Annotated in this window: 22 protein-coding genes and 3 pseudogenes; 17 read left to right on the top strand and 8 right to left on the bottom strand. The window is 71.4% G+C overall.

Annotated elements, in window-relative coordinates; genetic code table 11:
• Window positions 1-126 precede the first annotated feature (126 nt).
• Window positions 127-909 (bottom strand): hypothetical protein, encoded by a 783-nt coding sequence (locus ACGFIO_RS35460; protein ID WP_392833547.1) that lies wholly within the window; start codon window positions 907-909, stop codon window positions 127-129.
• 133 nt (window positions 910-1,042) lie between these two features.
• Entirely contained in the window at window positions 1,043-1,813 is a 771-nt protein-coding gene (locus tag ACGFIO_RS35455) for an enoyl-CoA hydratase-related protein (RefSeq protein ID WP_392833412.1), read from the bottom strand.
• 37 nt (window positions 1,814-1,850) lie between these two features.
• Between ACGFIO_RS35455 and hemW the strand changes: the two genes are divergently transcribed.
• Window positions 1,851-3,035 carry a radical SAM family heme chaperone HemW gene (hemW, locus tag ACGFIO_RS35450; RefSeq protein ID WP_392833410.1) on the top strand — a complete coding sequence of 395 codons (1,185 nt, stop codon included), beginning with the start codon at window positions 1,851-1,853 and terminating at the stop codon, window positions 3,033-3,035.
• Here hemW and ACGFIO_RS35445 read toward each other — a convergent pair.
• Window positions 3,028-3,807 carry a DUF4870 domain-containing protein gene (locus ACGFIO_RS35445; protein ID WP_392833407.1) on the bottom strand — a complete coding sequence of 260 codons (780 nt, stop codon included), beginning with the start codon at window positions 3,805-3,807 and terminating at the stop codon, window positions 3,028-3,030. The two genes, hemW and ACGFIO_RS35445, sit on opposite strands and share 8 nt — an antisense overlap.
• 154 nt (window positions 3,808-3,961) lie before the next feature.
• On the opposite strand from ACGFIO_RS35445, the gene hrcA reads away from it, so the two are divergent.
• The 3 genes from hrcA to ACGFIO_RS35430 are packed head-to-tail and all read left to right on the top strand — an operon-like array spanning window position 3,962 to window position 6,892.
• Window positions 3,962-4,984, top strand: coding sequence for a heat-inducible transcriptional repressor HrcA (gene hrcA / locus ACGFIO_RS35440; protein WP_392833405.1), 1,023 nt, complete (start codon window positions 3,962-3,964; stop codon window positions 4,982-4,984).
• 34 nt (window positions 4,985-5,018) lie between these two features.
• Window positions 5,019-6,158, top strand: a complete 1,140-nt coding sequence (gene dnaJ, locus ACGFIO_RS35435) for a molecular chaperone DnaJ (RefSeq protein ID WP_392833404.1) — start codon at window positions 5,019-5,021, stop codon at window positions 6,156-6,158.
• Entirely contained in the window at window positions 6,158-6,892 is a 735-nt protein-coding gene (locus ACGFIO_RS35430) for a 16S rRNA (uracil(1498)-N(3))-methyltransferase (RefSeq protein ID WP_392833402.1), read from the top strand. The genes dnaJ and ACGFIO_RS35430 overlap by 1 nt, the downstream gene beginning before the upstream one ends.
• 79 nt (window positions 6,893-6,971) lie before the next feature.
• Here the strand turns inward: ACGFIO_RS35430 and ACGFIO_RS35425 are convergent, their stop codons facing one another.
• The gene (locus ACGFIO_RS35425; protein WP_392833399.1) at window positions 6,972-7,553 is read right to left on the bottom strand and encodes a hypothetical protein; all 582 of its coding nucleotides are present in this window, start codon (window positions 7,551-7,553) and stop codon (window positions 6,972-6,974) included.
• A gap of 55 nt (window positions 7,554-7,608) precedes the next feature.
• On the opposite strand from ACGFIO_RS35425, the gene ACGFIO_RS35420 reads away from it, so the two are divergent.
• A complete protein-coding gene (locus tag ACGFIO_RS35420; RefSeq protein ID WP_392833396.1) occupies window positions 7,609-9,969 on the top strand; it encodes a beta-glucosidase in 2,361 nt (786 codons plus the stop codon).
• A gap of 66 nt (window positions 9,970-10,035) precedes the next feature.
• Here ACGFIO_RS35420 and ACGFIO_RS35415 read toward each other — a convergent pair whose 3' ends face one another.
• The gene (locus tag ACGFIO_RS35415; RefSeq protein ID WP_392833393.1) at window positions 10,036-10,794 is read right to left on the bottom strand and encodes an SDR family NAD(P)-dependent oxidoreductase; all 759 of its coding nucleotides are present in this window, start codon (window positions 10,792-10,794) and stop codon (window positions 10,036-10,038) included.
• 132 nt (window positions 10,795-10,926) lie between these two features.
• Between ACGFIO_RS35415 and ACGFIO_RS35410 the strand changes: the two genes are divergently transcribed.
• The 9 genes and pseudogenes from ACGFIO_RS35410 to ACGFIO_RS35370 all read left to right on the top strand — a co-directional run bounded on the left by ACGFIO_RS35410 (window position 10,927) and on the right by ACGFIO_RS35370 (window position 19,031).
• Window positions 10,927-12,318 (top strand): serine hydrolase domain-containing protein, encoded by a 1,392-nt coding sequence (locus ACGFIO_RS35410; RefSeq protein WP_392833391.1) that lies wholly within the window; start codon window positions 10,927-10,929, stop codon window positions 12,316-12,318.
• Window positions 12,319-12,414: 96 nt separating this feature from the next.
• Window positions 12,415-13,122, top strand: a pseudogene (locus ACGFIO_RS35405) (PhoH family protein); the annotation flags it as partial.
• Window positions 13,111-13,926: pseudogene (locus ACGFIO_RS35400) on the top strand (LAGLIDADG family homing endonuclease); the annotation flags it as partial. The pseudogenes ACGFIO_RS35405 and ACGFIO_RS35400, both read left to right, overlap by 12 nt.
• Window positions 13,927-14,199: 273 nt before the next feature.
• A pseudogene (locus ACGFIO_RS35395) lies at window positions 14,200-14,565 on the top strand (PhoH family protein); the annotation flags it as partial.
• 21 nt (window positions 14,566-14,586) lie between these two features.
• The gene (ybeY, locus tag ACGFIO_RS35390) at window positions 14,587-15,057 is read left to right on the top strand and encodes an rRNA maturation RNase YbeY (RefSeq protein WP_392833544.1); all 471 of its coding nucleotides are present in this window, start codon (window positions 14,587-14,589) and stop codon (window positions 15,055-15,057) included.
• Window positions 15,058-15,062: 5 nt separating this feature from the next.
• A complete protein-coding gene (locus ACGFIO_RS35385; RefSeq protein ID WP_392833389.1) occupies window positions 15,063-16,382 on the top strand; it encodes a hemolysin family protein in 1,320 nt (439 codons plus the stop codon).
• Entirely contained in the window at window positions 16,375-16,722 is a 348-nt protein-coding gene (locus ACGFIO_RS35380) for a cytidine deaminase (protein WP_392833386.1), read from the top strand. Before ACGFIO_RS35385 ends, ACGFIO_RS35380 begins: the two co-directional genes overlap by 8 nt.
• A gap of 260 nt (window positions 16,723-16,982) precedes the next feature.
• Window positions 16,983-17,867 carry a GTPase Era gene (era, locus tag ACGFIO_RS35375; protein ID WP_392833541.1) on the top strand — a complete coding sequence of 295 codons (885 nt, stop codon included), beginning with the start codon at window positions 16,983-16,985 and terminating at the stop codon, window positions 17,865-17,867.
• Window positions 17,868-17,948: 81 nt separating this feature from the next.
• Window positions 17,949-19,031, top strand: coding sequence for an acyltransferase (locus ACGFIO_RS35370; protein ID WP_392833384.1), 1,083 nt, complete (start codon window positions 17,949-17,951; stop codon window positions 19,029-19,031).
• Window positions 19,032-19,101: 70 nt separating this feature from the next.
• Here ACGFIO_RS35370 and ACGFIO_RS35365 read toward each other — a convergent pair whose 3' ends face one another.
• Complete coding sequence (locus tag ACGFIO_RS35365) at window positions 19,102-19,854, bottom strand: thioesterase family protein (protein WP_392833381.1); 753 nt, start codon at window positions 19,852-19,854, stop codon at window positions 19,102-19,104.
• A 7-nt stretch (window positions 19,855-19,861) separates the two neighbouring features.
• Window positions 19,862-20,749, bottom strand: a complete 888-nt coding sequence (locus ACGFIO_RS35360) for a DUF4097 family beta strand repeat-containing protein (protein WP_392833378.1) — start codon at window positions 20,747-20,749, stop codon at window positions 19,862-19,864.
• A gap of 106 nt (window positions 20,750-20,855) precedes the next feature.
• Here ACGFIO_RS35360 and recO point away from each other — a divergent pair, with 106 nt between their 5' ends.
• Both recO and ACGFIO_RS35350 read left to right on the top strand, forming a co-directional pair.
• On the top strand, window positions 20,856-21,629 hold the full coding sequence (gene recO, locus ACGFIO_RS35355) for a DNA repair protein RecO (RefSeq protein WP_392833376.1): 774 nt from the start codon (window positions 20,856-20,858) through the stop codon (window positions 21,627-21,629).
• Window positions 21,626-22,411: an isoprenyl transferase gene (locus ACGFIO_RS35350; RefSeq protein ID WP_392833373.1), complete on the top strand. Its 786-nt coding sequence runs from the start codon at window positions 21,626-21,628 to the stop codon at window positions 22,409-22,411. Before recO ends, ACGFIO_RS35350 begins: the two co-directional genes overlap by 4 nt.
• Window positions 22,412-22,750: 339 nt before the next feature.
• On the opposite strand, the gene ACGFIO_RS35345 is transcribed toward ACGFIO_RS35350, so the two are convergent.
• Window positions 22,751-23,248: a hypothetical protein gene (locus ACGFIO_RS35345; protein ID WP_392833371.1), complete on the bottom strand. Its 498-nt coding sequence runs from the start codon at window positions 23,246-23,248 to the stop codon at window positions 22,751-22,753.
• Between the two features lie 153 nt (window positions 23,249-23,401).
• Here ACGFIO_RS35345 and ACGFIO_RS35340 point away from each other — a divergent pair, with 153 nt between their 5' ends.
• The gene (locus ACGFIO_RS35340; RefSeq protein ID WP_392833368.1) at window positions 23,402-24,013 is read left to right on the top strand and encodes a maleylpyruvate isomerase N-terminal domain-containing protein; all 612 of its coding nucleotides are present in this window, start codon (window positions 23,402-23,404) and stop codon (window positions 24,011-24,013) included.
• The last annotated feature ends 20 nt before the right edge of the window (window positions 24,014-24,033 follow it).

Genomic DNA, 24,033 nt, shown 5'->3' with positions numbered 1-24,033 from the left:
CAGCGTGGTCGCTATCTGTCCATCGCGCCGTATACGCAGCGCGATTAGCGGCAATATCGGTCGACATTACCGAGAGCAATGCGAATATTTTGCCACGGCGGCGCTCAACAATGTCGATGCCGCCGGTCAGCTGAACACTTCGGCGACGACACGGGTGTCACCGACCCGGCGGTCGCCGGTTACCGGCTGCCACTTTCCCGTTGGCGCATGCCACTCGAGGTTAGCGAAACGTACCCGTTCGAGACCGGTGTCGCGGGCGTGCGCCACCAGCCAGTGCGCGTACCGCCAGCCGGCGTCGGTGTTCGAGATCTTCAGCGTCAGGCCGGTCGCCTGGGTCACCGGCTTGCCCAGGCCCCGCCCCCAGTCGGCGCGCAACCCGGCGGTGACCTTCTTGACCGCGGTCTGGCCGCGCATCGCCGGCTGGCCGGTCAGGGTGCAGGCGACCGCGCCGGTGGCCTTGCCGGTCAGGGCCTTGGCCAGCACCTCGGCCTTCGGCGCCCACTTCTGGTACGCCTCCGGGTAGGCCGATTTCTGCACCCGCTGGGCGGCGTCCGTGATCCGCATCTTTTCCCAGCCCTTGACTCGTTTGAGCGCGGCGTAGAACTTCTTCGACGAGTAACGCGGGTCGAGCAGCTGGTCCGGTTTGCCCCAGCCCTGGCTGGGGCGCTGCTGGAACAGGCCGAGGGAGTCGCGGTCGCCGTGCTCGAGGTTCTCCAGCTTGGATTCCTGCAGGGCCGTGGCCAGGGCCACGGCGATGGCCCGCTCGGGCATCTTGCGGCTGACCCCGACCGCGGAGATGGTCGCGGCGTTGGCCATCTGTACGAAGTCGAGGCTGACCTGGTCGCCCGCGCTGACCACGCAGGCCGGCCCGATCTTGGGCAGGCTGATCGAGTTGATCGACCCGGACATGGAGTTGACCAGGGCGATCACTCCGGCCACGACGGCGATGCCAAGCACCAGCAACACCGCGACCGGCTTCTTCAACCCTCACCCCTCTCGCTGACGGACGCCAAGCGTAGTCAACGACCGCACTCGCCTTCGGTCACTGGGGGATCCAGCCCGCCGGGCGCTTCTCCCGGTATGCCGCCACGCCCTCACGGCCCTCCTCGGACTTGAAGTATCCGGCCGACCGGGCGGCCAGGTCGGCCAGATCGGCGCGGATGGACCCGGCCGGCGTACGCCGGAGAATCTGCTTGGTGCCGGCCAGCGCGAGTGGGCCACCGCGGACCAGCGAATCGCAGTACCGGGCCACCGCCGCGTCCAGTTCCCCGGCCGGCACCGCCGCGGTGACCAGGCCGATCTCGGCCGCGCGGGCGCCGTCGAAGACATCGCCGGTGAGGTAGAGCTCGGCGGCGGCGCGCGGGGCCAGCCGGGGCAGCACGGTGGCGCTGATCACCGCCGGGATCACCCCGAGCCGCACCTCGGTGAAGGCGAACGTGGCTTCCGGCGTACACACCGCGATGTCGGCCGCCGCGATCAGGCCGAGCCCGCCGGCTCGAGCGGGACCACCGACCCGCGCGACGACCGGCTTGGGGAACTCCCAGATGGCCGCGAGCAGGTCGGACATCGTCTCGGCGGGCAGCCGGCCGGTGCCGGAGGTGACCTGCTGCGTCTCCTTGAGGTCGGCGCCGGCGCAGAAGACGGAGCCGGTGTGGGTGAGGACGACGGCGCGGACCGAGGCGTCGGTGAGCGCGGTCGCCAGCGCGTCGAGCAGCTCGGTCATCAGGGCGGTGGACAGCGCGTTGCGGTTGGCCGGGCTGTCCAGGGTCAGGGTGGTGATCCCGGCGGCCGTCGAGGTGTGGACCAGCTCCATGCGCCGACCCTATCGGCGGGGAGTGCACACTTGACGGATGCCAGGTCCGCTGCCCGAGGGTGAGCCCGTTCCGGTCGACGGTTCATTGCCCGACCACGCCGCCGCCCGCGCCGGACAAAACGGATTCGGGGTCTATGTCCACGTGCCGTTCTGCGCCAGCCGCTGCGGCTACTGCGACTTCAACACCTACACCGCCGACGAGGCCGGCCAGGAGGGCTACCTCGACGCGGTGCTGGCCGAGCTCCGGCTGGCCGGCAAGGTGATCAGCCCGGAGCGGGTCGACACGGTCTTCGTCGGCGGCGGCACGCCCACCCTGCTCGACCCGGGCGACCTGGCCCGGGTGCTGGACGCGATCGACGCCACCTGGGGTCTGGCGCCCGGTGCGGAGGTGACCACCGAGGCCAACCCCGAGTCGGTCACGCCCGAGTCGCTGCGGGCGCTGCGCCGGGCCGGTTTCACCCGGATCTCGCTGGGCATGCAGTCGGCCGCGCCGCATGTGCTGGCCGTCCTCGACCGCCGGCACACCGCCGGGCGCGCGCCGCGGGCCGCCACCGAGGCCCGGGAGGCCGGGTTCGAGCACGTCAACCTGGATCTGATCTATGGGACGCCGGGGGAGACCGCGGCCGATTTCGACGGCTCGCTCGACGCGGTGGTCCAGGCCGGTGTCGATCATGTGAGCGCGTACGCCCTGATCGTCGAGGACGGCACCCGCCTGGCCGCCCGGATGCGCCGCGGCGACCTGCCCTACCCCGACGACGACGTCGCCGCCGACCGCTACCTGGCCGCCGACCAGCGGCTCAGCGCGGCCGGTCTGGAGTGGTACGAGGTGTCCAACTGGGCGGCCGGCGAGGCGGCCCGTTGCGCGCACAACATGCTCTACTGGACCGGCGGCGACTGGTGGGGCGTCGGGCCGGGCGCGCACAGCCACGTCGGCGGGGTGCGGTGGTGGAACGTCAAACACCCTTCCGGGTACGCCCGGAAGCTCGCCGACGGCGAATCTCCCGGGTTCGGCCGGGAGCTCCTCACCGCCGCCGACCAGCGCATGGAGGACATCATGCTGCGGGTGCGGCTGCGCGACGGCATGCCCTTGGACGGGCTCGACGCCGCTCGCTTCCTGGCGGACGGCCTCCTCGACGCCGCGGCCTACGGCGCCGGCCGGCTGGTGCTCACCCTGCGCGGGCGGCTGCTGGCCGACGCCGTAATCCGGGACCTCGTTACTTGACCATCCGGAACGTCGCCGGGTAGTGGTAAAGCTGGCCCTCGTTCGCCTTCATGCCCGCGATGATCGAGAACACGATGATGACCACCCAGGTGATCATCGGCAGGAAGAACAGGACGCCCACCGTGCAGGCGGCCAGGATCGACGCGATGAGCGTGGCGATGCCCCAGGTGATCTGGAAGTTCAGGGCCTCGACCGAGTGCGCGCGTACGGTCGGCGACTCGTTGCCCTTGGCCAGCATCGCCACCAGCGGCGCGATGAAGCCGACGATGATGCCGCCGAAGTGCGCGATCAGCGCCCAGGTCTTCTCGTCGTTGTTGGCATAGCCGACCGGGGCGGGACCGGCGCCGGGCGCGCCGTAGCCGGGGGCGCCGTAACCGGGCTGGCCGTAGGTGCCGCCGGGCTGCTGGTAGCCGCCGGGCTGGGCGTACGGGTCCGGCGGCGGGGCGCCGTAGCCACCGGCACCGGAGGACGGCGGCGGACCGTAGCCACCGGCGCCCGACGACGGGGGAGGACCGTAGCCACCGGCGCCCGACGACGGTGGCGGGGCGTAGCCACCGGCACCGGAGGTGGGCGGCGGAGAACCGTACGTGGGTGGCTGCGGAGAGCCGTACGTGGGTGGCTGCGGAGAGCCGTACGTGGGCGGTTGCGGGGAGCCGTACGCGGGCGGCGGCGGGGCCGATCCGGACGTCGGATCGTTACCCGAATATGGGTTCAACGGCGCCGTCGGGTCGGACGGGTTCCCGTCGCCTGGCGGCCGAGGTGGTTCAGTCATGGCTGACACGGTAGGACCGCAGCTCAACGGAGTCGAGACCAACCGCCGGGGACTCGATCATCGCGCCGCGGCGGACGGCGACGTAGACTGGCACTCGCCGATCAGGAGTGCCAGTTCGTCGTTGCCGGCCGATGCAGAGCGGGGGAGGGGTCAGATGAGTCTCGATGACCGCAAACTCGAAGTGCTCCGCGCGATCGTCGAGGACTACGTCGCCACCCAGGAGCCGGTCGGGTCCAAGGCCTTGGTCGAGCGGCACCAGCTGGGCGTTTCCTCGGCCACGGTGCGCAACGACATGGCGGTGCTGGAGGAAGAGGGCTACATCCGGCAGCCGCACACCAGTGCCGGCCGGGTGCCCACCGACGCCGGTTACCGCCTCTTCGTCGATCGGCTCTCCCGGGTCAAGGCGCTGAGCCCGGCCGAGCGCCGGGCCATCGAGCGGTTCCTGGCCAACCCGGTCGACCTCGACGATGTCGTGCACCGGACAGTGCGGTTGCTGGCTCAGCTCACCCGGCAGGTGGCGGTGGTGCAATATCCGAGTCTGGCGCGCTCCTCCGTACGCCATCTGGAACTTGTTCCCATCTCCACCACCCGCATCATGCTGGTGATGATCGCCGACACCGGCCGGGTCGAGCAGCGGCTGGTCGAAATGCCCGGCCCGGTCGCCGCCGACGACGTCACCGAGCTGCGGCGCAACGTCAACGAAAAACTGGCCGGTCAGCGGCTCGCCGACACCCCGCCGCTGGTGCAGGCGCTGGTCGACGACTGCGCCCCGGACCGCCGCGGCACCATGGCCTGCCTGGCCACCGTGCTGCTCGAGACACTGGTCGAGCGCTCCGAGGAACGTCTGATGCTGGCCGGTACGGCCAACCTGACGCGCGGCGGCGTGCTTGACTTCCAGGGTTCCCTCCGGCCCGTGCTGGAGGCGCTCGAGGAGGAGGTCATCCTGCTCAAGCTGATCGGGGAGGTCGAGCCGAGCACCACCCGGGTGCGCATCGGCGACGAGAACGAGATCGACAACCTGCGGTCGACCTCGGTGGTGAGCGCCGGGTACGGCCCGGGCGGCACCATCATCGGCGGGCTCGGTGTGCTCGGGCCCACCCGCATGGACTACCCCGGCAACATCGCCACCGTACGTGCGGTGGCAAGGTACCTTGGCGACCTGCTGGCCCAGAACTGATGGATCTGCGCGAACATTGAGGACTTCAAAGCCCGTGGCGAAGGACTACTACGGAATTCTCGGCATCGGCCGGGATGCCACCGATGACGAGATCAAGCGCGCCTACCGCAAGCTGGCTCGCCAGTACCACCCGGATGTGAATCCCGATCCGGAGGCGCACGAGAAGTTCAAGGACATCAACGCCGCGTACGAGGTCCTCTCCGACGACCAGAAGCGGCAGATGGTGGACCTCGGCGGCGACCCCTTGGCGCCCGGCGGCGGTGGCGCCGGTCCGGGTGGCCCCGGGGCCGGGCCGTTCGTCGGCTTCCAGGACATCATGGACGCGTTCTTCGGCACCGCCGCCGGTGGCGCGTCCCGGGGTCCCCGGCCACGGACCCGCCCCGGCGCCGACGCGATCCTCCGGCTCGAGCTCGAGCTGCAGGAGACCGCGTTCGGTGTCGAGGCGCCGATCACCGTCGACACCGCTGTCCTGTGCTCCCAGTGTTCCGGCGCCGGCACCGCGCCCGGCACCCACCTGGCCACGTGTGAGACGTGCGCCGGCCGGGGCGAGGTGCAGAGCGTGCAGCGCACCTTCCTCGGGCAGGTCGTGTCGTCCCGCCCCTGCCAGGTGTGCCAGGGCCACGGCACGGTCATCCCGTCGCCCTGCCCGACCTGCGCCGGCGACGGCCGCATCCGCACCCGCCGCAGCCTGACCGTCAAGATCCCGGCCGGGGTCGAGGACGGCATGCGGATCCGCCTGGCCCAGCAGGGCGAGGTCGGCCCCGGCGGCGGCACGGCCGGCGACCTGTACGTGGAGATCCACGAGCGCCCGCACGACGTCTACAGCCGCAAGGGCGACGACCTGCACTGCCGGGTCACGCTGCCGATGACGGCGGCCGCCCTGGGCACCCGGCTGACCATCAAGACCCTCGACAGCGAGGAGTCGATCGAGGTCAAGCAGGGCACCCAGCCGGCCAGCACGCTGCGGATCCGCGGCAAGGGCGTGCCCCACCTGCGCGGCCAGGGCCGTGGCGACCTCTTCGTGCACCTGGACGTGAAGACGCCGACCAAGCTGACCGCCGACCAGGAACGCATGCTGCGCGACTTCGCCAAGACCCGGGGTGAGGATGTGGCCGAGCTGAGCAAGCAGGGCGGCTTCTTCTCCCGGATGCGGGACGCCTTCAACGGCCACTGATGTCGGCTCCGCTGTTCCTCGTCGACGAGCTGCCGGCCGGGGAGACCTGCACGCTGGCCGGGGCCGAGGGGCATCACGCGGCCGACGTCCAGCGGGTCCGGCCGGGTTCGCCGGTGGTCCTGGCCGACGGGCGCGGTGGCACCGTCTCGGCCACCGTCGCCTCGGTGGCCAAGGGGAGCGTGGTCCTCATCCTCGGCGCCCGCTCGACGGTGCCCGCACCGGACCCGTCGCTGACCGTGGTCCAGGGCCTCCCCAAGGGCGATCGTGGTGAGCTGGCCGTGCAGGCCATGACCGAGGTCGGCGTGGACGAGATCATCCCGTGGTCGGCGACCCGCTGCGTCACCCAGTGGCGCGGCGACCGAGGCCTGAAGTCGCGGGCCAAATGGGTGTCGACGGCCCGCGAGGCGGCCAAGCAGTCACGCCGGCCGTGGCTGCCGATGGTCGCCGGCGCACCCGACCTGAGCACCAGGCAGGTGGGTGGCCGGCTGGCCGGCGCGGCGGCGGCGTTCGTGCTGCACGAGGACGCCGACGTGCCGCTGACCGGGGTTCCGCTGCCCGCTACGGGCGAGATCGCGCTGGTGGTCGGGCCGGAAGGCGGGATCACGGAGGACGAGATCGAGGCATTCGTGGCGGTGGGGGCGCGGCCGGTCAAGCTCGGTGACGCGGTCCTGCGTACGAGCACGGCGGGTGTCGCGGCGCTGGCCGTGCTGTCGGCCCGCCTCAACCGCTGGTAGGCATCCCGGCGCCTCGACCGCTGGTCGACATCCGGGCGCGGGCGCCTCGACCGCTGGTAGACATCCGGCCGCGGGCGCCTCAGCCGCTGGTAGACATCCCGGCGCGGGCCGCCTCGCCGCGGGGCGACAGGCGGTAGCCGACCGGGAGGCTCTCGGTCAGGCCCAGCTCCTTCAGGCGGCGGACGTCGCGCTTGAAGGTCAGCATGTCGGGATAGCCCAGGCCGCCCCACAGGTCACCGGCCCGGACGGCCGGGCGTTCCGCGATCATGGCCAGCACGGCACGGGTCCACGGGCCGCGGGGACTCGTCGCGTCCATCCGATCCAGCCTCGCCGTCAGCGCGGCGAGATCATCCGGGGACAACTCGGCCGAGGAGCGTAGGGCGACCCGCGGGTCGGCGCCGGCGTAGACCACCTCGACGCGGTAGACGTCGCCGGGCTTGTCGGGCAGGTCGGCGGTGGCCGCGGCGGCGCTCGGGTAGCCGGCCGCGCGGGCGTCGGCGGCGGTGATGCGCCTGATCGGGGCCACGGCGCGTACCTCGATCACGCCGGCCATCGTGCGCAGGCGGGTGCCCACCCGGACCCGGGCCCGCTCCCACTTCCGGAACACCACCGATACCCGGCCGTCGCGGATCCGGTCGAGGGCATCCGGCCTGAACAGCATTACCCCAGCGTGCATGGGAAGGGTCGGACGATCAAGGATCTGAAACAATCGGGCCGTGGATGAGTTGATCAGTGAGCTGACCCTCGAGGAAAAGGTTTCGTTGCTCGGCGGGCAGGACTTCTGGTCACTGCCGGAGATCCCGCGGATCGGGCTGCGGTCGCTGGTGATGTCCGACGGGCCGGTCGGCGTACGCGGCACCGGCTGGGCCCCCGAGGACCCGTCGGTGGCCCTGCCCAGCCCGACCGCGCTGGCCGCGACCTGGGACCGGGAGCTGATCGAGCGGGCCGGGCAGGTGCTCGGCCAGGAGTCCCGCCGCAAGGGTGTGCACGTGCTGCTCGCCCCGACCGTCAACCTGCACCGCACCCCGCTGGGCGGCCGGCACTTCGAGTGCTTCTCGGAAGACCCGCTGCTCACCGGCGAGATCGCGGCCGCCTTCGTGGCCGGCGTGCAGGCGCACGGCGTCGGCACCACGGTCAAGCACCTGGTCGGCAACGACTTCGAGACCGAACGGATGACCGTGGACGTGCGGATCCCCGAGCGGGCGCTGCGCGAGGTGTACCTGCCGCCGTTCGAGCGGGTGGTGCGAGCCGGCGGCTGGGGTGTGATGTCGGCCTACAACGGCGTCAACGGCTCGCCGATGTCGTCGCACCGGGAGCTTCAGCAGCGCGTACTCAAGGACGAATGGGGTTTCGACGGGATCGTCGTGTCGGACTGGCGCGCGGCCCGGGACACGGTCGGTGCCGCGCTCGGCGGCCTCGACATCGCGATGCCGGCGATGCAGAACCCGTGGGGCGCGGCGCTGGTCCAGGCGGTGCGCGACGGCCTCGTCCCGGAGGCCGAGATCGATGACAAGGTACGCCGGGTGCTGCTGCTCGCCACCCGCGTCGGTGCCCTCGGCGCCACCCCGGAACCGCGGCCGGAACTGGACGGGCCGGCCGTCGCCCACGAGGTCGCGGCCCGGTCCTACGTGCTCGTCCGGAACGAGAACTTCACGCTGCCGCTGGAGCCGGCCGCGCTGACCCGGGTGGCGGTCATCGGCGCGCTGGCGATGGACGCACGGGTGCTGGGCGGCGGCAGCGCCACCGTCACCCCGCAGCACGTGATCTCGCCGCTGGAGGGGATCGGGCGGGCACTGTCCGGGGTGGACGTGGCCTACGCGCCGGGCGCCGACCCCCGGCCCTTCCTGTCGCCGGCCCGCGGTCCGGAGTGGACCGGGCTGGGCGTCGACCTGTCCGGCCGGCACTCGTTCGAAGTGGCCGAGGCGGCGCTGCGCTGGATCGGCGACCTGCCCGGAGGGCTGCGGCCCGAGGAGATCGACCGGATCACGATCAGTGGCACGCTCACGCCCGGAGTGGACGGCGAGCACACGTTCGCGGTCTCCGGGTTCGGCACGTTCGTGCTCGCCGTGGGTGAGACCGAGCTGTATCGCGGTTCACTGCACCCGACCGGCACGGAACGTGGTGAGCTGCTGCTGTCGCCGCGGGAGTTCCGGGCCACTGTGACGTTGCCGGCCGGCGTACCGGTCGAAGTGACACTGACCCAGACGATCGCCGCCGGTCTGGCCCACACCGTGAACACCACCCTGGGCCACCGCCCGCCCGGGCCCGGCGACGCCGAGATGATCACCGAGGCGGCGGCCCTGGCGGCCGAGTCCGACGTCGCGATCGTCGTCGTCGGCACCACCGAGCAGACCGAGTCGGAAGGCTTCGACCGGACCACGCTGGCCCTGCCCGGCACCCAGGACGAGCTGGTCCGGCGGGTGGCGGCGGCCAACCCGCGCACGGTCGTGGTGGTCAACGCGGGCGCGCCGGTGCTGCTGCCGTGGGCCGACGAGGTGGCGGCGGTCGTGCTGACCTGGTTCCCCGGGCAGGAGGCCGGGGCGGCGTTGGCCGACGTGCTGCTCGGCGTCCTCGAACCGGGCGGTCGCCTGCCCACGACCTGGCCGCGCCGGGCCGAGGACTGCCCGGTCCTGGAGATCACGCCGCGCGACGGGGCGGTGTCCTACGACGAGGGCGTGTTCATCGGGTACCGCGCGTGGCTGCGATCGGGTGCGGTTCCGCACTTCGCGTTCGGACACGGGCTCGGGTACACCACGTGGAGTTACGACGAGCTGCGGGTCGCGGACGGGATGGCCGAGATCACGGTGACCAACACCGGTGCTCGGGAGGGGCGCGAGATCATTCAGGTGTACGTACGCCCGACAGCCCCGGACGACACACGCCCGGCGACGTGGCTGGCCGGTTTCGCCACCGTGACCGCCCACCCCGGCGAGCGCGTGACGGTGCGCGTCGAGTTGCCCGCCCGCACCTTCCAGACCTGGACGGACGACGGCTGGCAGACGGTGCCGGGCGACTACGAGATCGTCGCCGCGCACGCCCTCGACGACCCCCGCCTGACCAGCCTGACCCGCCCATAGAGCAACCCCAGTGGTAGCCCTGGGCGGTGTGGGGGACTCGGATGCCGCCCGGGCCCACCACTGGGGTTAGGTGCGGAGGTAGCTGGCGCCGTTCATGTCCAGGATGGCCCCGGAGGCCCACACGGCGTCGGGAGAGGCCAGCCAGTGCACCGCGGCCGCGACCTCGTCGGGCTGGGCCACCCGGTTGAACGGGCTCTGCGCGCGGATCGCCGGGCCCCGCTCGCCGTTGAGGTAGCCGGCGGCCATGTCGGTCTCGATGAAACCCGGCGCGACAGTGGCCACCGCGATGTTCAGCGGGGCCAGGGCCACGGCCAAGGACTGGCCCATCGCGTTCAGGGCCGCCTTCGAAGCGCCGTAGGCGGGCTGCTCGGGCTCGCCGCGGAAGGCGCCGCGCGACGACACGTTGACGATCCGGCCGCCCCCGGCCCGCAAATGCCGCACGGCGGCCCAGCAGGCGTTGGCGGCGCCGAAGAGGTTCACGTCGAACGTGCGCCGCCACGACTCCAGCCACTGGTCGTAGCCGGCCTCCAGCAGCGGCACGGCTCGCTCCGACCCGTAGACGCCGGCGTTGTTGACCAGCACGTCGAGCCCACCCAGCCGGTCGGCGGCGTCGTCCACCATCGCCCGCACCGCCGCCGGATCGGCCAGGTCGGCCCGCACCACCACGTGCCCCGCGCCCGGCAACGAGGCCGCCACTTCCCCGGCCGCCGCCGCCGAATCCCGATGATGCACCGCCACCCGGTCCCCACCGGCCGCGAACCGCCACGCGATCGCCCGCCCCAGCCCGCGCGACGACCCGGTCACCAAAACCGCACGTGAAGTCATCCCTTGACCTTAAAAGAGTGACCATTTACGCACGTGGAGCGGAGCGACCTCGGCGGGAGCGGCGGTTTGTACCACCCACCCAGGTGCGACATCTTGCTCTTGATCTTCGTAAAAGAGAATTAGGATCAACCGGTGGACAACTGCCCTCGCGTGATCCCGGCCGAGCAGCGCTACGAGCGCGAAGCACGCAAAGTCCAGGCCGGCGGGCGGATCCCGGCGCTCTCGGTCGCCCTGCACCGCGCCGACCGCGACCTCTGGACCTGCACCGTCGGCGAGTCCGGCGACCCGGCCCGGGCCCTCGACGAGCAGTCCCGGTTCCGGATCGGCTCGGTCACCAAGACCTTCACCGCCGCCCTGGTCATGCAGGCCCGCGACGACGGCCTGCTCGACCTCGACGACCCCGTCGGCAAGCACATCGACCTGCCGGCGCACGGCGACGCCACCATCCGGCGGATGCTCTCGCACACCTCCGGCTTCCAGCGCGAACCGCACGGCGACGTCTGGGACATGCTCGAGATGCCGTCGGCCGCCAAGATGCTGGCCGAGCTCGAACGGGCCGAACGGGTGCTGCCCAACGCGCGCCGCTACCACTACTCCAACCTGGCGCTCGGGGTGCTGGGGCAGGTCGTCGCCCGGATGCGCGGCGGAACCTGGTTCGAGGTGCTCAGCGAACGGGTGCTGACACCGCTCGGGCTGACCTCGACCAGCTACCAGCCGACCGGCGACGCGGTGGTCGGCTGGCTGGTCGACACCTACTCCGACGCCGCCCGGCCGGAACCGGCCACCGACATGGCCGGCGCCGCGCCCGCCGCCCAGCTCTGGAGCACGGCCGCCGACATGGCCCGGTGGGCTGCTTTCCTGGCCAGCCCCGAGATCGTCGACCCGGACGGCAAGGTGCTGCCCGCGGCCACCGTCGACGAGATGCGCTGGCCGCTCACCACCATCGACGAGGATCTGTGGTCGGCCGGCTTCGGGCTCGGGCTGATCCTCGAACCGGCCGGCAAACGGACCATGCACGTCGGGCACGACGGCGCGATGCCCGGCTTCCTGGCCGCCGTCTACGGCCGCCGCGGCGGTGACGGCAACCCCGGTGCGCTCGGCTGCGCGGTGCTCGCGTCGTCCGGCACCGCCATGGAGATCGCCGAGCTGCCGCACAACCTGCTGCGCCTGGCCACCGAGCTCGACCCGGCCGAGATCAAGCCGTGGCGGATCGGCGCGGCCGCCCCCGAGCACTACCGGCCGGTGCTGGGCCGCTGGTGGGGTGAGGGATTCCCGTACGAGTTCGCCTGGCACGACGGCACCCTGCAGGCGCGGGCCGCGGACGCACCGGCCGACCGCCCGCCGGCCGTGTTCCGGCCCCTCCCGGACGACCCCGACGTGCTCCGGACGGTCTCCGGCCGGGAGGTCGGCGAGCTGCTCCGGATCACTCGAGATGAACACGGTGTCATCGCCCAGATGCACTGGGCGACCTACCGTTTCACCCGCCGGCAAGAGGCCTTCGACGGGCTGCCACCCGGGGACTAATGGTGTCGGCGGTGCGGGCGCGGAACGGATACGATGGGGCGGTCCTTACGGCGCAAGAGGAGAAAGCAGGTGGCGTAGGTCCTCGGGGCCGCCCCTATGACCAGCACCGACCACACTTCGAGCGCGTCCGGCGCAGCTCGGGTGCAGACCAAGATCTCGGTCGCCGACCCGAAGATCATGGTGAACCTGCTGGGCGCCAAGGATGAGATCCTGCGCCTGATCGAGCGCACACTCGCCAGTGACGTCCATGTCCGCGGCAACGAGATCACGGTGACCGGCGCCCCGGCCGACAACGCGACCGCCGAGCGACTCTTCTCGGAGCTCATCGAGCTGATCGAGAAGGGCGAGACGCTGACCGTCGACGCGGTCCGGCGCACCGTCGCCATGCTGGAGCAAAACACGGCGGAGCGACCGGCCGAGGTGCTCACGCTCAACATCCTCTCCCGGCGCGGGCGCACCATCCGCCCCAAGACGCTGGGCCAGAAACGCTACGTGGACGCCATCGACGAGAACACGATCGTCTTCGGCATCGGCCCCGCCGGCACCGGCAAGACCTATCTGGCCATGGCCAAGGCCGTGCAGGCGCTGCAGGCCAAGGCGGTCAACCGGATCATCCTGACCCGGCCGGCGGTCGAGGCGGGCGAGCGGCTGGGCTTCCTGCCCGGCACGCTGAACGAGAAGATCGACCCTTACCTGCGGCCGCTCTACGACGCCCTGCACGACATGCTCGACCCCGAGTCCATCCCGCGCCTGATGCAGGCGGGCACGATCGAGGTCGCGCCCCTGGCCTACATGCGTGGCCGGGCGCAGCCGCTGAACGCGCGGGTTCTGACTCCGGACGGCTGGCGGGCGATCGGCGATCTGGCCGTCGGTGACCTGGTCACCGGCTCCGATGGCCGGCCCACGCCGGTGCTGGGGGTCTACCGGCAGGGCCGCAAGCCGATCTACCGGGTCACCGCTCAGGACGGCGCGTCGACAATCGCCTGTGGCGAGCATCTCTGGACCGTGCGTACGCCGGACGACCGCGGTCACGGTCGCCCGGCGCGAACGGTGGAGACCCAGGAGATGATCGGCAACCTGCGGCGTGGCCACGTGCATCGGTACGAGCTGCCGCTGGTCGAGCCGGTCGAATTCGTGCCGCGGGAAACCCCGATCGATCCGTACGCGATGGGCCTGCTCCTCGGTGACGGCTGCCTGACCACGGCGACCACACCGTCGTTCACCACGGCCGACCCGGAGCTCGCCGAGGCTCTCGACGCCGTCCTGCCGGGCATCACGGTCAGCCGTACGAACGAGGTCGACTACGTGCTGCGCCGCGAGGGCGGTGGTGGGCGTGGCGGTGTGATCACCGCCAACCCGATCACCGCGATCCTGCGTGAGCTCGAGCTGGCCGGGACGCGATCGAACACCAAGTTCGTGCCCGAGGTCTACCAGTTCAACAGTGCTGCCTCGCGCCTCGCCCTCCTGCAAGGTCTGTTCGACAGCGACGGCGGAGTGGTCACCCAGCGCGGCCGCACCTGCCGGGTGCAGTACACCACCGCCTCGGAGCGGTTGCGCGACGACGTCCTCTTCCTGGTGCGGTCGCTGGGCGGAGTCGCGTACGTGAGCCGCCGCGCCGCGCTGGGCCGTAAACCCGGTCTGGCTCGCGGCCGCGAGGTGCGTCACCGGCACGACGCGTTCGTGATGGATATTCGGCTGCCGGCCGGGCTCGAGCCCTTCCGGCTGGAGCGCAAGAAGGCCCTCTACAACGCCACCGGTGGTGGCCGGCCGATGCGGTTCATCCACGACATCGAGCCAGTGGGCGAGGCGGAGACGGTCTGCATCTCGGTCGGGGCTCAGGACTCGCTCTACGTCACCGACGATTTGATCGTCACCCACAACACCCTCAACGACGCGTTCATCATTCTGGACGAGGCTCAGAACACGACGCCCGAGCAGATGAAGATGTTCCTGACCCGGCTCGGGTTCGGGGCCAAGATCGTTGTCACGGGTGATGTGACGCAGGTCGACCTGCCCGGTGGGACGACGAGTGGGCTGCGGGTCGTCCGTAATATTCTGCGCGACGTCGAGGATGTGCACTTCGCCGAGCTGTCCAGCTCCGATGTGGTGCGTCACCGGCTGGTCGCCGAGATCGTGGACGCCTACCAGCGGTACGACGAAGAGCAGGAAGAGCAGGCCGCACAGTCAGTTCGCGCCGTCCCGGGCCGCGCCGCCGGTGGCGGTGGCCGCGCGGGACGCCGACGCTAGCAAGGGATGAGAAGCACCACTATGTCCATCGAGATCGCCAACGAGTCGGGAGTCGAGGTCGACACCGACGCGATCCTCGCGGTGGCCCGGCACGCCCTGGACGAGATGGGGGTCAACCCGCTCGCCGAGCTGTCGATCCTGCTCGTCGACATCGACTACATGACCGAGCTCAACCACCGCTGGATGGGCAACGACGGCCCGACCGACGTGCTCGCCTTCCCGATGGACGAGGGCAGCGTCGACCACGGGCCGGGTGAGGCCGGCGCCGGCGAGCCGGCGCTGCTCGGCGACATCGTGCTGGCGCCCGAGGTGGCGGCCAAACAGGCCGCCGCCGCGGGGCACTCGGCCGCCGACGAACTGCACCTGCTCACCGTGCACGGGGTCCTGCACCTGCTCGGGTACGACCACGCCGAGCCGGAGGAGGAACGCGAGATGTTCGCGTTGCAGGCCAGGCTGTTGCAGTCCTGGCGTTCCGGACGGCAGGCCGGCTGACCCCGATGGACGGCGGCGGACTACCCGATCTGCAACTGCTGATCTACGCGGTGGTTCTGGTGTTCCTGGCCGGGCTCGCCTCGATGACCGACGCGGCGCTGGCGACCGTGTCGCCGGCCCGGGCGTCCGAGATGGCCCGGGAGGGTCAGCGCGGCGCGGCGGCACTGGCCGCGGTGGCCGGCGACGTCGTGCGGCATCTCAACCTGCTGCTCCTGCTGCGCCTGGTCTGCGAGCTGACCGCGACCACGCTGGTGGCGCTGGTCGCGGTGGACACGTACGGCGCCGGCTGGCGGGCGGCCCTGGTCACCGCGGGCGCGATGACGGTGGTCTCGTTCGTCGTGGTCGGTGTCGCGCCGCGGACGCTGGGGCGGCAGCACGCGTACGCGGTCGGCCGGGCCGCGGCGCCGCTGGTGCGCTGGATCGGCCGGGTGCTCAACCCGCTCGCCTCGCTGCTGATCCTGATCGGTAACGCGGTGACCCCCGGTAAGGGGTTCCCCGAGGGGCCGTTCGGCAGCCAGGTCGAGTTGCGTGAGCTGGTCGACCTGGCCGAGCAGCGTGGCGTGGTCGAGCACGGCGAACGCGAGATGATCCACTCGGTGTTCGCGCTGGGCGACACGATCGCCCGCGAGGTGATGGTGCCGCGGACCGAGATGGTGTGGATCGAGAGCCCGAAATCGTTGCAGCAGGCGCTGTTCCTGTTCCTGCGCTCGGGTTTCTCGCGGATTCCGGTGATCGGCGAGAGCGTCGACGACGTGCTCGGGGTGCTCTACCTCAAGGATGTGGTGCGGCGGACGCAGAACGGTGACCCGGCGGCGCCGGCGACCGCGGTGGCCGAGCTGATGCGCTCGGCCACGTTCGTGCCGGAGTCCAAGGCGGTCGACGATCTGCTCTCCGAGATGCAGGCGGCGCGCACCCACCTGGTGATCGTGGTCGATGAGTACGGCGGCACGGCCGGGCTGGTCACCATCGAGGACATCCTCGAGGAGATCGTCGGCGAGATCACCGATGAGTACGATGTCGAGCGTCCGCCGGTCGAGACACTGGAGGACGGTTCGGTGCGGGTGACCGCGCGGCTGCCGATCGAGGACCTCGGTGAGATCTTCGGGGTCGAGCTGCCGGCCGACGACGTCGAGACGGTCGGCGGGCTGCTGGCGCAGGCGCTGGGCCGGGTGCCGATTCCGGGCGCCGAGGTGGACGTTAACGGTCTGCACCTGACGGCCGAGGGCACCACCGGCCGGCGCAACCGGATCGACTCGGTGCTGGTTAACCGGGCGGTCGCGGAGGCCGACGAAGAGACTGAGGAAAGAGCACACGCTGATGCCTGAGATCGTTGAACTGACCGCTGAGGACCAGAAGCTGGTCACGCTGGCGCGCGGCTCCCGCGCCCGGGTGGGCGCTCTGGAGGGTGCGGCGGTGCGCGACCAGGACGGCCGCACGTACGCGGCGGCCACGGTGACGCTGCCGAGCCTGGTGGTGACCGCGTTGCAGCTGGCGGTGGCGTCGGCGGTGGCCGCGGGGGCGACGAAGCTGGAGGCGGCGGCGGTGGTGACCGAGGCCGAGGCGCTGGAAGGGTCGGGGCGGGCGGCGGTGCGTGACCTGTCGGCCGACGCGCCGATCCACGTGGCCGCGCCGGACGGTTCGCTGCTGGGCACGGTCACGGCGTGACCGACTCTCGGGGCGACAAATCGGATATGTCGGCAAACGGCGGCGCGGCGGAGAGCGGTGCGACGGGCGGCGCGACGAAAGGCGGCGCGGCCAGGGCCGCCGGGCGAGGCGAGAAGGAAAGCAGTGGGGGCGGGCGGAAGGGCAGCGTGCGGAAGCCGCGGCACCGCAAGGCGAGCAGCACCGAGGACCGCGGTAAGGCTGTCGAGCGTACCCATCGAAGTAAGCAGCACCAGCACAAAGCGGTGGCGCGGCAGGAGGCCGTGGACGACGTCTATCGCGCGGGTTTCGCCTGTTTCGTCGGGCGGCCCAACGCCGGCAAGTCGACCCTGACCAACGCGATCGTCGGGCAGAAGATCGCGATCACGTCGAACAAGCCGCAGACCACCCGGCATGTGATCCGCGGCATTCTGCACCGGACCGACGCGCAGCTCGTGCTGGTCGACACGCCGGGCCTGCACCGGCCCCGCACGCTGCTCGGGGAGCGCCTGAATGACCTGGTCAAGGAGGTCTGGAGCGAGGTCGACGTGATCGGCGTCTGCTTCCCGGCGGACGAGCCGATCGGGCGCGGCGACCGGTTCATCTCGGCCGAGGTCGCCGAGCTGAAGGCCATCGTGATCGCCGTGGTGACCAAGGTCGACCTGGTCGATCCGGCGACCCTGGGCGCGCATCTGCTCGCGGTCAGCGAGTTGTACGATTTCGCGGAGATCGTGCCGGTGAGCGCGGTGTCCGGGCATCAGGTCGAGACGCTGGTCGATGTCATCGTGCGGCATCTGCCCGAGTCGCCGCAGCTGTACCCGGACGACATGCTGACCGACGAGCCCGAGCAGGTGCTGATCGCCGAGCTGATCCGTGAGGCGGCGCTCGAGGGTGTGCGCGACGAGTTGCCGCACTCGATCGCCGTGCTGGTCGAGGAGATGCAGGACGAGGGCAACCTGATTAGGATATTTGCTGACGTCTATGTCGAGCGCGATTCGCAGAAGTCGATCGTGATCGGCACGCGTGGGTCGCGGCTGAAAGAAGTGGGTACTCAGGCCCGTGCGCAGATCGAAGCCCTGCTCGGGCGACGTGTTTATCTTGATCTACACGTCCGCGTGGCCAAGGAGTGGCAACGTGACCCGAAACAGCTGCGTAAGCTCGGTTTTTAATTAGGGAATTTATATATCGGGATTGTGGGTTTTCTCACGCGGGTTGGTAGCCGCCGATGAGTTTGGGTAGAGGTTAATGCCGTGCGCAACCGCTACCTCGACCTGCTCCGAGCCGCGGCTGTCGTCCGGGTGGTCGTGTACCACGTGACCGGATTGCCGGCTCTGACCGTCCTGTTCCCGGCCATGCCGATCATGTTCGCGCTGGGTGGCTCCATGATGGCCGCCTCGCTCGACCGCACCGGCCCGTTCGCCGTCGAGAAGCGGCTGCGCCGGCTGCTCCCGTCGCTCTGGGTTCTGTCCGCCATCGCCGTACCGGCCATGATGATCGACGGCCTGGTCTGGGACTGGAAGCTGCTGATGTGGTTCTTCCCGCTGGAGGACCCGCCGGCCGGTGGCCCGTGGCTCGAGGCGCTGAGCGCGATGTGGTACCTGCGCGACTTCCTGTGGTTCGTGCTGCTCTCGCCGATCCTGCTGCCCCTGTTCCGCAAGTTCCCGCTGGCCACGGTGGTGACGCCGTACGCCGCCCTGATCGTCACCCAGCTCCTCGGCGTGACCGTGCACCCGCCGATCCTGCGTGACCTGATGCTCTACGGCGGCGCGTGGGTGATCGGTTTCGCCCACCACGACGGCAAGCTCAAAGACCGCCGGCTGCTGTGGGTGGCCGGGGCGGCCGCCCTGGTCGCGGCCGTGTGGGTGGTCGGCCATCCCGGACCGCGCGGGTACGACCTGAACGACATCCCGCTCGGCAACGCCCTCTGGTCGCTGGCGCTGATGCTGGTCCTGCTGCGTATCTCGCCCAAGGTGCCGGAGTGGCGGCCGGTGACCGTCCTGAACGCGCGGGCGCTGACGATCTACCTGTGGCACGTGCCGATCATCGTGGCCATGACGCACGCCGGTGAGACGGCCGGCTGGGCGGTGCGAGGCTGGTGGGGTGACGCCTGGCGAATGGCCGTGGTGCTGGCGCTGCTGGGGCTGGTGACGCTGGCCGTGGGCTGGGTCGAGGACCTGGCCGGGGGGCGGCGCGCGACCCTGGTGCCGGGGCGGCCGGCACCGAGCCCGAGCCCGTCGCAGGAGCTGCTCTCCCGGATCCAGCGCCTGCCCGCCCGCCTCGGCAACCGGACCCCGGTCAGCGCCTCCGCGCCGGCCTCGGCGGCAGCCGACTGATCAGCCCCGCGGCATCGATGGCGGCGGTCGGCTGATCAGCCCCGCGGCACCTGTGGCGGCGGCCGGGTGATCAGCGCTGTCGCACCAGCAACGGCTGTGTGACCTGGGCGAACCGGCCGCCCGGGTCGCTCAGGTCGCCGGTGCACAGCCCGATGCCGTCGGCTGTCACGTCCGTGCGGCAGGCCAGGCGCACCCAGTCGCCGACCGGCTCGCGCAGGAACGTGGTGGCCATGCCGGGCGGGATGCTCAGCCACTCCTTCAGGTCGAAGTTGGTGGACAGGCCGTTGGCCGCGTCGGCCACGATCAGCGTACGGGCCACGCCGGTGAGAGCCTCGCCGGCGACCAGCGGGTGGTTCACCCGGGTCCACACGTCGGCGTGCCCCTCGGCGGACAGCAGCGGGCCGCTCAGGCCGTGCCAGTCGGTGGCCCGGCCGTACCCGAAGAAGTCCATCCCGCTGTCGCTCCCGGCCGGGACCGGCGGCTGCGGCTCGCCCGGCGTCACCACCGACGGCTCGGGGCCGGGCGCGATGTGCCAGCCGCGGGCCACCACCGCGACCTTGCCGTCGACCACCATGCGCGCCTCGCGCAGCGCGGTCAGCCGCCCCGGCTTGATCGTCGTGACCTCGACCGACAGCGGGCGGCGGGGGATCGGGGCCAGGAAGTCGACACTCAGCCGGGTCAGCCGCTGATCATCGGGGGCCATCGCCCGCGCGAGCAGGGCCGCCGGTGGGCCACCGTGCTGCATGCGGGTGTCCCACGGGCTCTCGGTGAGATCGGTCGGTTCGTAGCGGTCGTCGCCGAGCGGAAGGTAGAACGCGGTCATGCACCGATCATGACGTCCGGCCGGGGGCGGGCGCCTTCGGGGCGTCGGGTGCGGCCGGGACCGCCGGCGAGTCGACGCCCGACCCGGGCCGCGAGGTGAGGGTCACGTCGCCGCTGTCCGCGGTGAGGGTGAGCTTGAACTTCGAGCTCCGATCGTTGACCAGGCCCGGCCCCTCGGTCGCCTCGTCGCCGGAGTTGGCCTGGGTTTCGATGGCATAGCTGCCGGCCGGCACCCGGACCATCACGTTGCCGCTGTCGGCCACCGCGGTCACCGACATGGCCTGGACCGCCTCCACGTCCACGTCGCCCGAGTCGGCGCGCAGGTCGATCGGGCCGCCCGAGACCCGGATGGCGCGTACGTCGCCGGAGTCGGCCGACGCGGTGACCTTGCCGGTGGCGTTGTTGACGGCGACGTCGCCCGAGTCGGCCTTGGCGACGACGTCACCCTGCACGTCGTTCACCGCCAGGTTGCCCGAGTCGACAGCCACGTCGACCCCGGCCACCCCGGTCAGCACGACGTCGCCGGAGCCCAGCGAGCCGCGCACCTTGACGCCTTCCGGTGCGGTGATGTCGTACGACACCCGGCAGTTCGGGCCGCAGTCGGTGTTGATCGACAGCTTCGAGCCGTCCAGCCGGTAGGAGGCGCCCGGGTCCGAATTGCGGTGCACGATCCGGTTGATCGTGGTCTCGGTCAGGGACGGCTGGGTGCGGATCAGCACGTCACCGCCGTCACCCGAGACCACGATGTCGGTGATCTTGGCCTTTTCCACGTCGCTGAAGGTCAGCTTGGCGCCGACCCCGCCGCAGCCGGTGAGAGCGGTTGCGGTTACGGCCGCGATCAGGGTGGCGGCTCCGGCGCGGCGAAAACCGGGGCGGCGGAGATGGCTCGACGTCATGTCAACGACGCTATGAGGCCCCGGACGGGGGCACCATCAGTTTCATCACTGAGCCGACCCTGATGTGGCCTCAGGGTTGTCGTACCGGCCGGGCACAATGTTCTGCGTGCCCGCCGGATACCGACGCCATCTCTACCGCGACGACGCGGTGGTCCTGCGTGTGCAAAAACTGGGCGAGAGCGACCGGATCATCACGCTGCTGACCCGCCGGCACGGGCGGTTGCGGGCGGTGGCCCGGGGGGTACGCCGCACCACGTCGCGGTTCGGCGCCCGGCTCGAGCCGTTCGGGCACATCGACCTGCAGCTGGCCGGGTCACCCGAGGGCGTCGGCAGCACGCTGCACTCGGTGAGTCAGGTCGAGGCGGTCGCGCTGTACGGCAAACAGTTCCTCGGCGACTACCCGCGCTACACCGCCGCCAGCGCGATCGCCGAGACGGCCGAGCGGCTCACCCCGATCGAGCGCGAGCCGTCCCTGCGCTTGTTCCAGCTCACCCTGGGGGCGCTCAAGGCCCTGGCCGCCCGCGAACACGCCGGGCCGCTGGTGCTCGACGCCTACCTCCTCCGGGCGATGGCCACCGCCGGCTGGGCGCCCGCGCTGACCGAGTGCGCGGTGTGCGGCCAGCCCGGGCCGCACGGCGCCTTCTCCGTCCCGGCCGGCGGCTCGGTCTGCCCCGACTGCCGGCCGCCCGGCGCCGCGCATCCCGCCCCCACCACCATCGGCCTGATGGCCGCCCTGACCGCCGGCGACTGGCAGGTCGCCGACGCCACCGAGCCACCGGTCCGCCGCGAGTGCAGCGGGCTGGTGGCGGCCCACCTGCAATGGCACATGGAGCGAGCGCTGCGCTCGCTGCCGCTGGTCGATCGACGGGAGAGTCCGTGAGCCCACGTCCGCCCACCCCGCACCCCTCCGGTGCGAAACCGCCGGCCCTGCCGCGCGAGGCGCTGCCCAAGCACATCGCCATCGTGATGGACGGCAACGGCCGCTGGGCCAAGGAACGCGGGCTGTCCCGCACCAAGGGGCACGAGCAGGGCGAACACTCGCTCTTCGACGCCGTCGAGGGCGCGATCGAGCTGGGCGTTCCCTACATTTCGGCGTACGCCTTCTCGACCGAGAACTGGAAGCGGTCGCCCGACGAGGTCCGCTTCCTGATGGGCTTCAACCGCGACGTCATCCGCCGGCGCCGCGCCCAGCTGGTCGAGCTGGGCGTGCGGGTGGTCTGGTCGGGCCGCCGCGGCCGGCTGTGGAAAAGCGTGATCGACGAGCTGCAGGCGGCCGAGGACGCGTCCCGCAAGAATTCGACGCTGACCCTGCAGTTCTGCGTCAACTACGGCGGCCAGGCCGAGATCGCCGACGCGACCGCCGCGATCGCCCGCGACGTGGCGGCCGGCCGGCTCAAGCCTGACAAGATCAACGAGCGGACGATCGCGAAATACCTCTACCACCCCGAGGTGCCCGACGTCGATCTCTTCCTGCGGCCGTCGGGGGAGCAGCGCACGTCGAACTTCCTGCTCTGGCAGTCCGCGTACGCCGAGATGGTCTTCCTCGACACCCTCTGGCCCGACTTCGACCGCCGCCACCTGTGGTATGCGTGCGAGCTCTTCGCCAGCCGCGACCGCCGCTTCGGCGGCGCGATCCCCAACCCGGTGGCACCCCCCACCTGACCGTCCGGGGTGGTAGCCCCGGGCGGTATCCGTGGCCGGGACGGCGCTCTGGGCCACCACTGTGGAGAGCGGTGGTAGGCGTGTATCCGTGGCCGGGACGGGCTGGGCTACCACCGCGGAGAGCAGTGGTGGGCCTGGGCGGTGTTTGCGGCTCGGATGGCGCTCTGGGCTACCACTGTGGGTGGGGACTGGGGGCAGTCACGTCTCCGCGTGGGGGTTTATGGGCGGGACCGATTACGCAGGTGGAGCGAAGCGACCTCGGCGGGAGCTGCGGTCTGTACCACCCACCCCGCTACGACCTCCGGCTCTTGATCTTGATCTTCGAGAGGTCGCCGCACGTCATTGCCCGAACGGTCCCCTTCCGATCCAGTCGCGGAGGGCGCCCGAGGTCTCGTCGACCGTACGGCCGGTCGTATCGATGATCGGGACCGGCCAGGCGGCCTCGTAATAGTCCCAGCGGTCCCAGGCCATCCGGGGCCAGGCGCCGCTGGTCAGCACCTCGGGATGGTGCCGGGGATCGGCGGCGTGCCCACGATGCCAGCGTCCCCAGTGGACGAACGCCGCGCGCTGGGCCGGGGACCACTTGCCCGGGTCGCGGCGGTCGAGGCGGTGCAGGCGTTCGGCGTCGGAGACGTCGAGGACACAGGCGGCCAGGCCGTCGAGGAGCGGCGCGGACGGGGCGGCCAGCACCTCGCCGATCGGCGACTGGCCGAGCAGCAGCACGTCGACGCCCTCGGCCTGGTAGGACAGCACCCGCCGCAACCAGGATTCCAGGCTGCGCTGCCGCCACACCAGGTCAGCGCCGGGAGGTACGCCGATCTCGTCGAAATCGTGCACGACGAGACCCCGAATCGCGGCGCATCCGCGCGCCGCGGTCGTCTTCCCTGAGCAGCTGGACCCGGCGATCGACCAGAGCACAGCGTTCTCACCTCCATAGGTTGTTACCTGATGTTGAGGGCCGCTGACCGCCCGTGCTGGGATCATTACCAGATGCTCACTGTTCTCGATGTGCTGCGGAGCGAATCGGACACACTGATCCGCGCGCTCGGCGATCTGCCGGCGGTCGCGTGGGAGCGGCCCACCCGCTGCACGCCGTGGCTGATCCGGGATCTCACCGGCCATCTGGTCGTCACCATGTCCCGGCTGCCGGGCATGGTCGCCGGGCCGGCGCCGGCCCGGGCCGAGGTGACCGCGGCCGGCTACTACCGCCCGGACGGCCGCTTCGACGCCGGCACCGACGCCGACCGCGTCGAGTCGGCGCGCCGCCACGCCGCCGGAGCGTCGCCCGCCGATCTGATCGCCACGCTGGCCGAGAGCTGCCACGCGGCGATCGTCGCAGCCGCCGGCCAGTCGCCCGGCCGGGTGGTGCTTACCCGGCACGGTGACCCGATGCTGCTGACCGAGTTCCTGACCACCCGGGTGGTCGAGCTCGGCCTGCACGGCCTGGACATCGCCGACGCGGCCGGCCGTCCACCGTGGATCACCGCCGCCGCGACCGACCACCTGCTGCGCCTGCTGTTCCCGGACACCCCGCCCAAGCTGGCCCTGCTCCGGCTGGCCACCGGCCGCGGCGCCGAACCGCGCCTGGCGTTCCGGCCCTGAAGCCCATCAATCCCCCGAGT

This window comes from Actinoplanes sp. NPDC049265, from assembly GCF_043197135.1.
Classification (GTDB): Bacteria; Actinomycetota; Actinomycetes; order Mycobacteriales; family Micromonosporaceae; genus Actinoplanes.
Note: the sequence above shows the minus strand (reverse complement) of the source record. Positions and strands in the feature narration are given on the sequence as shown.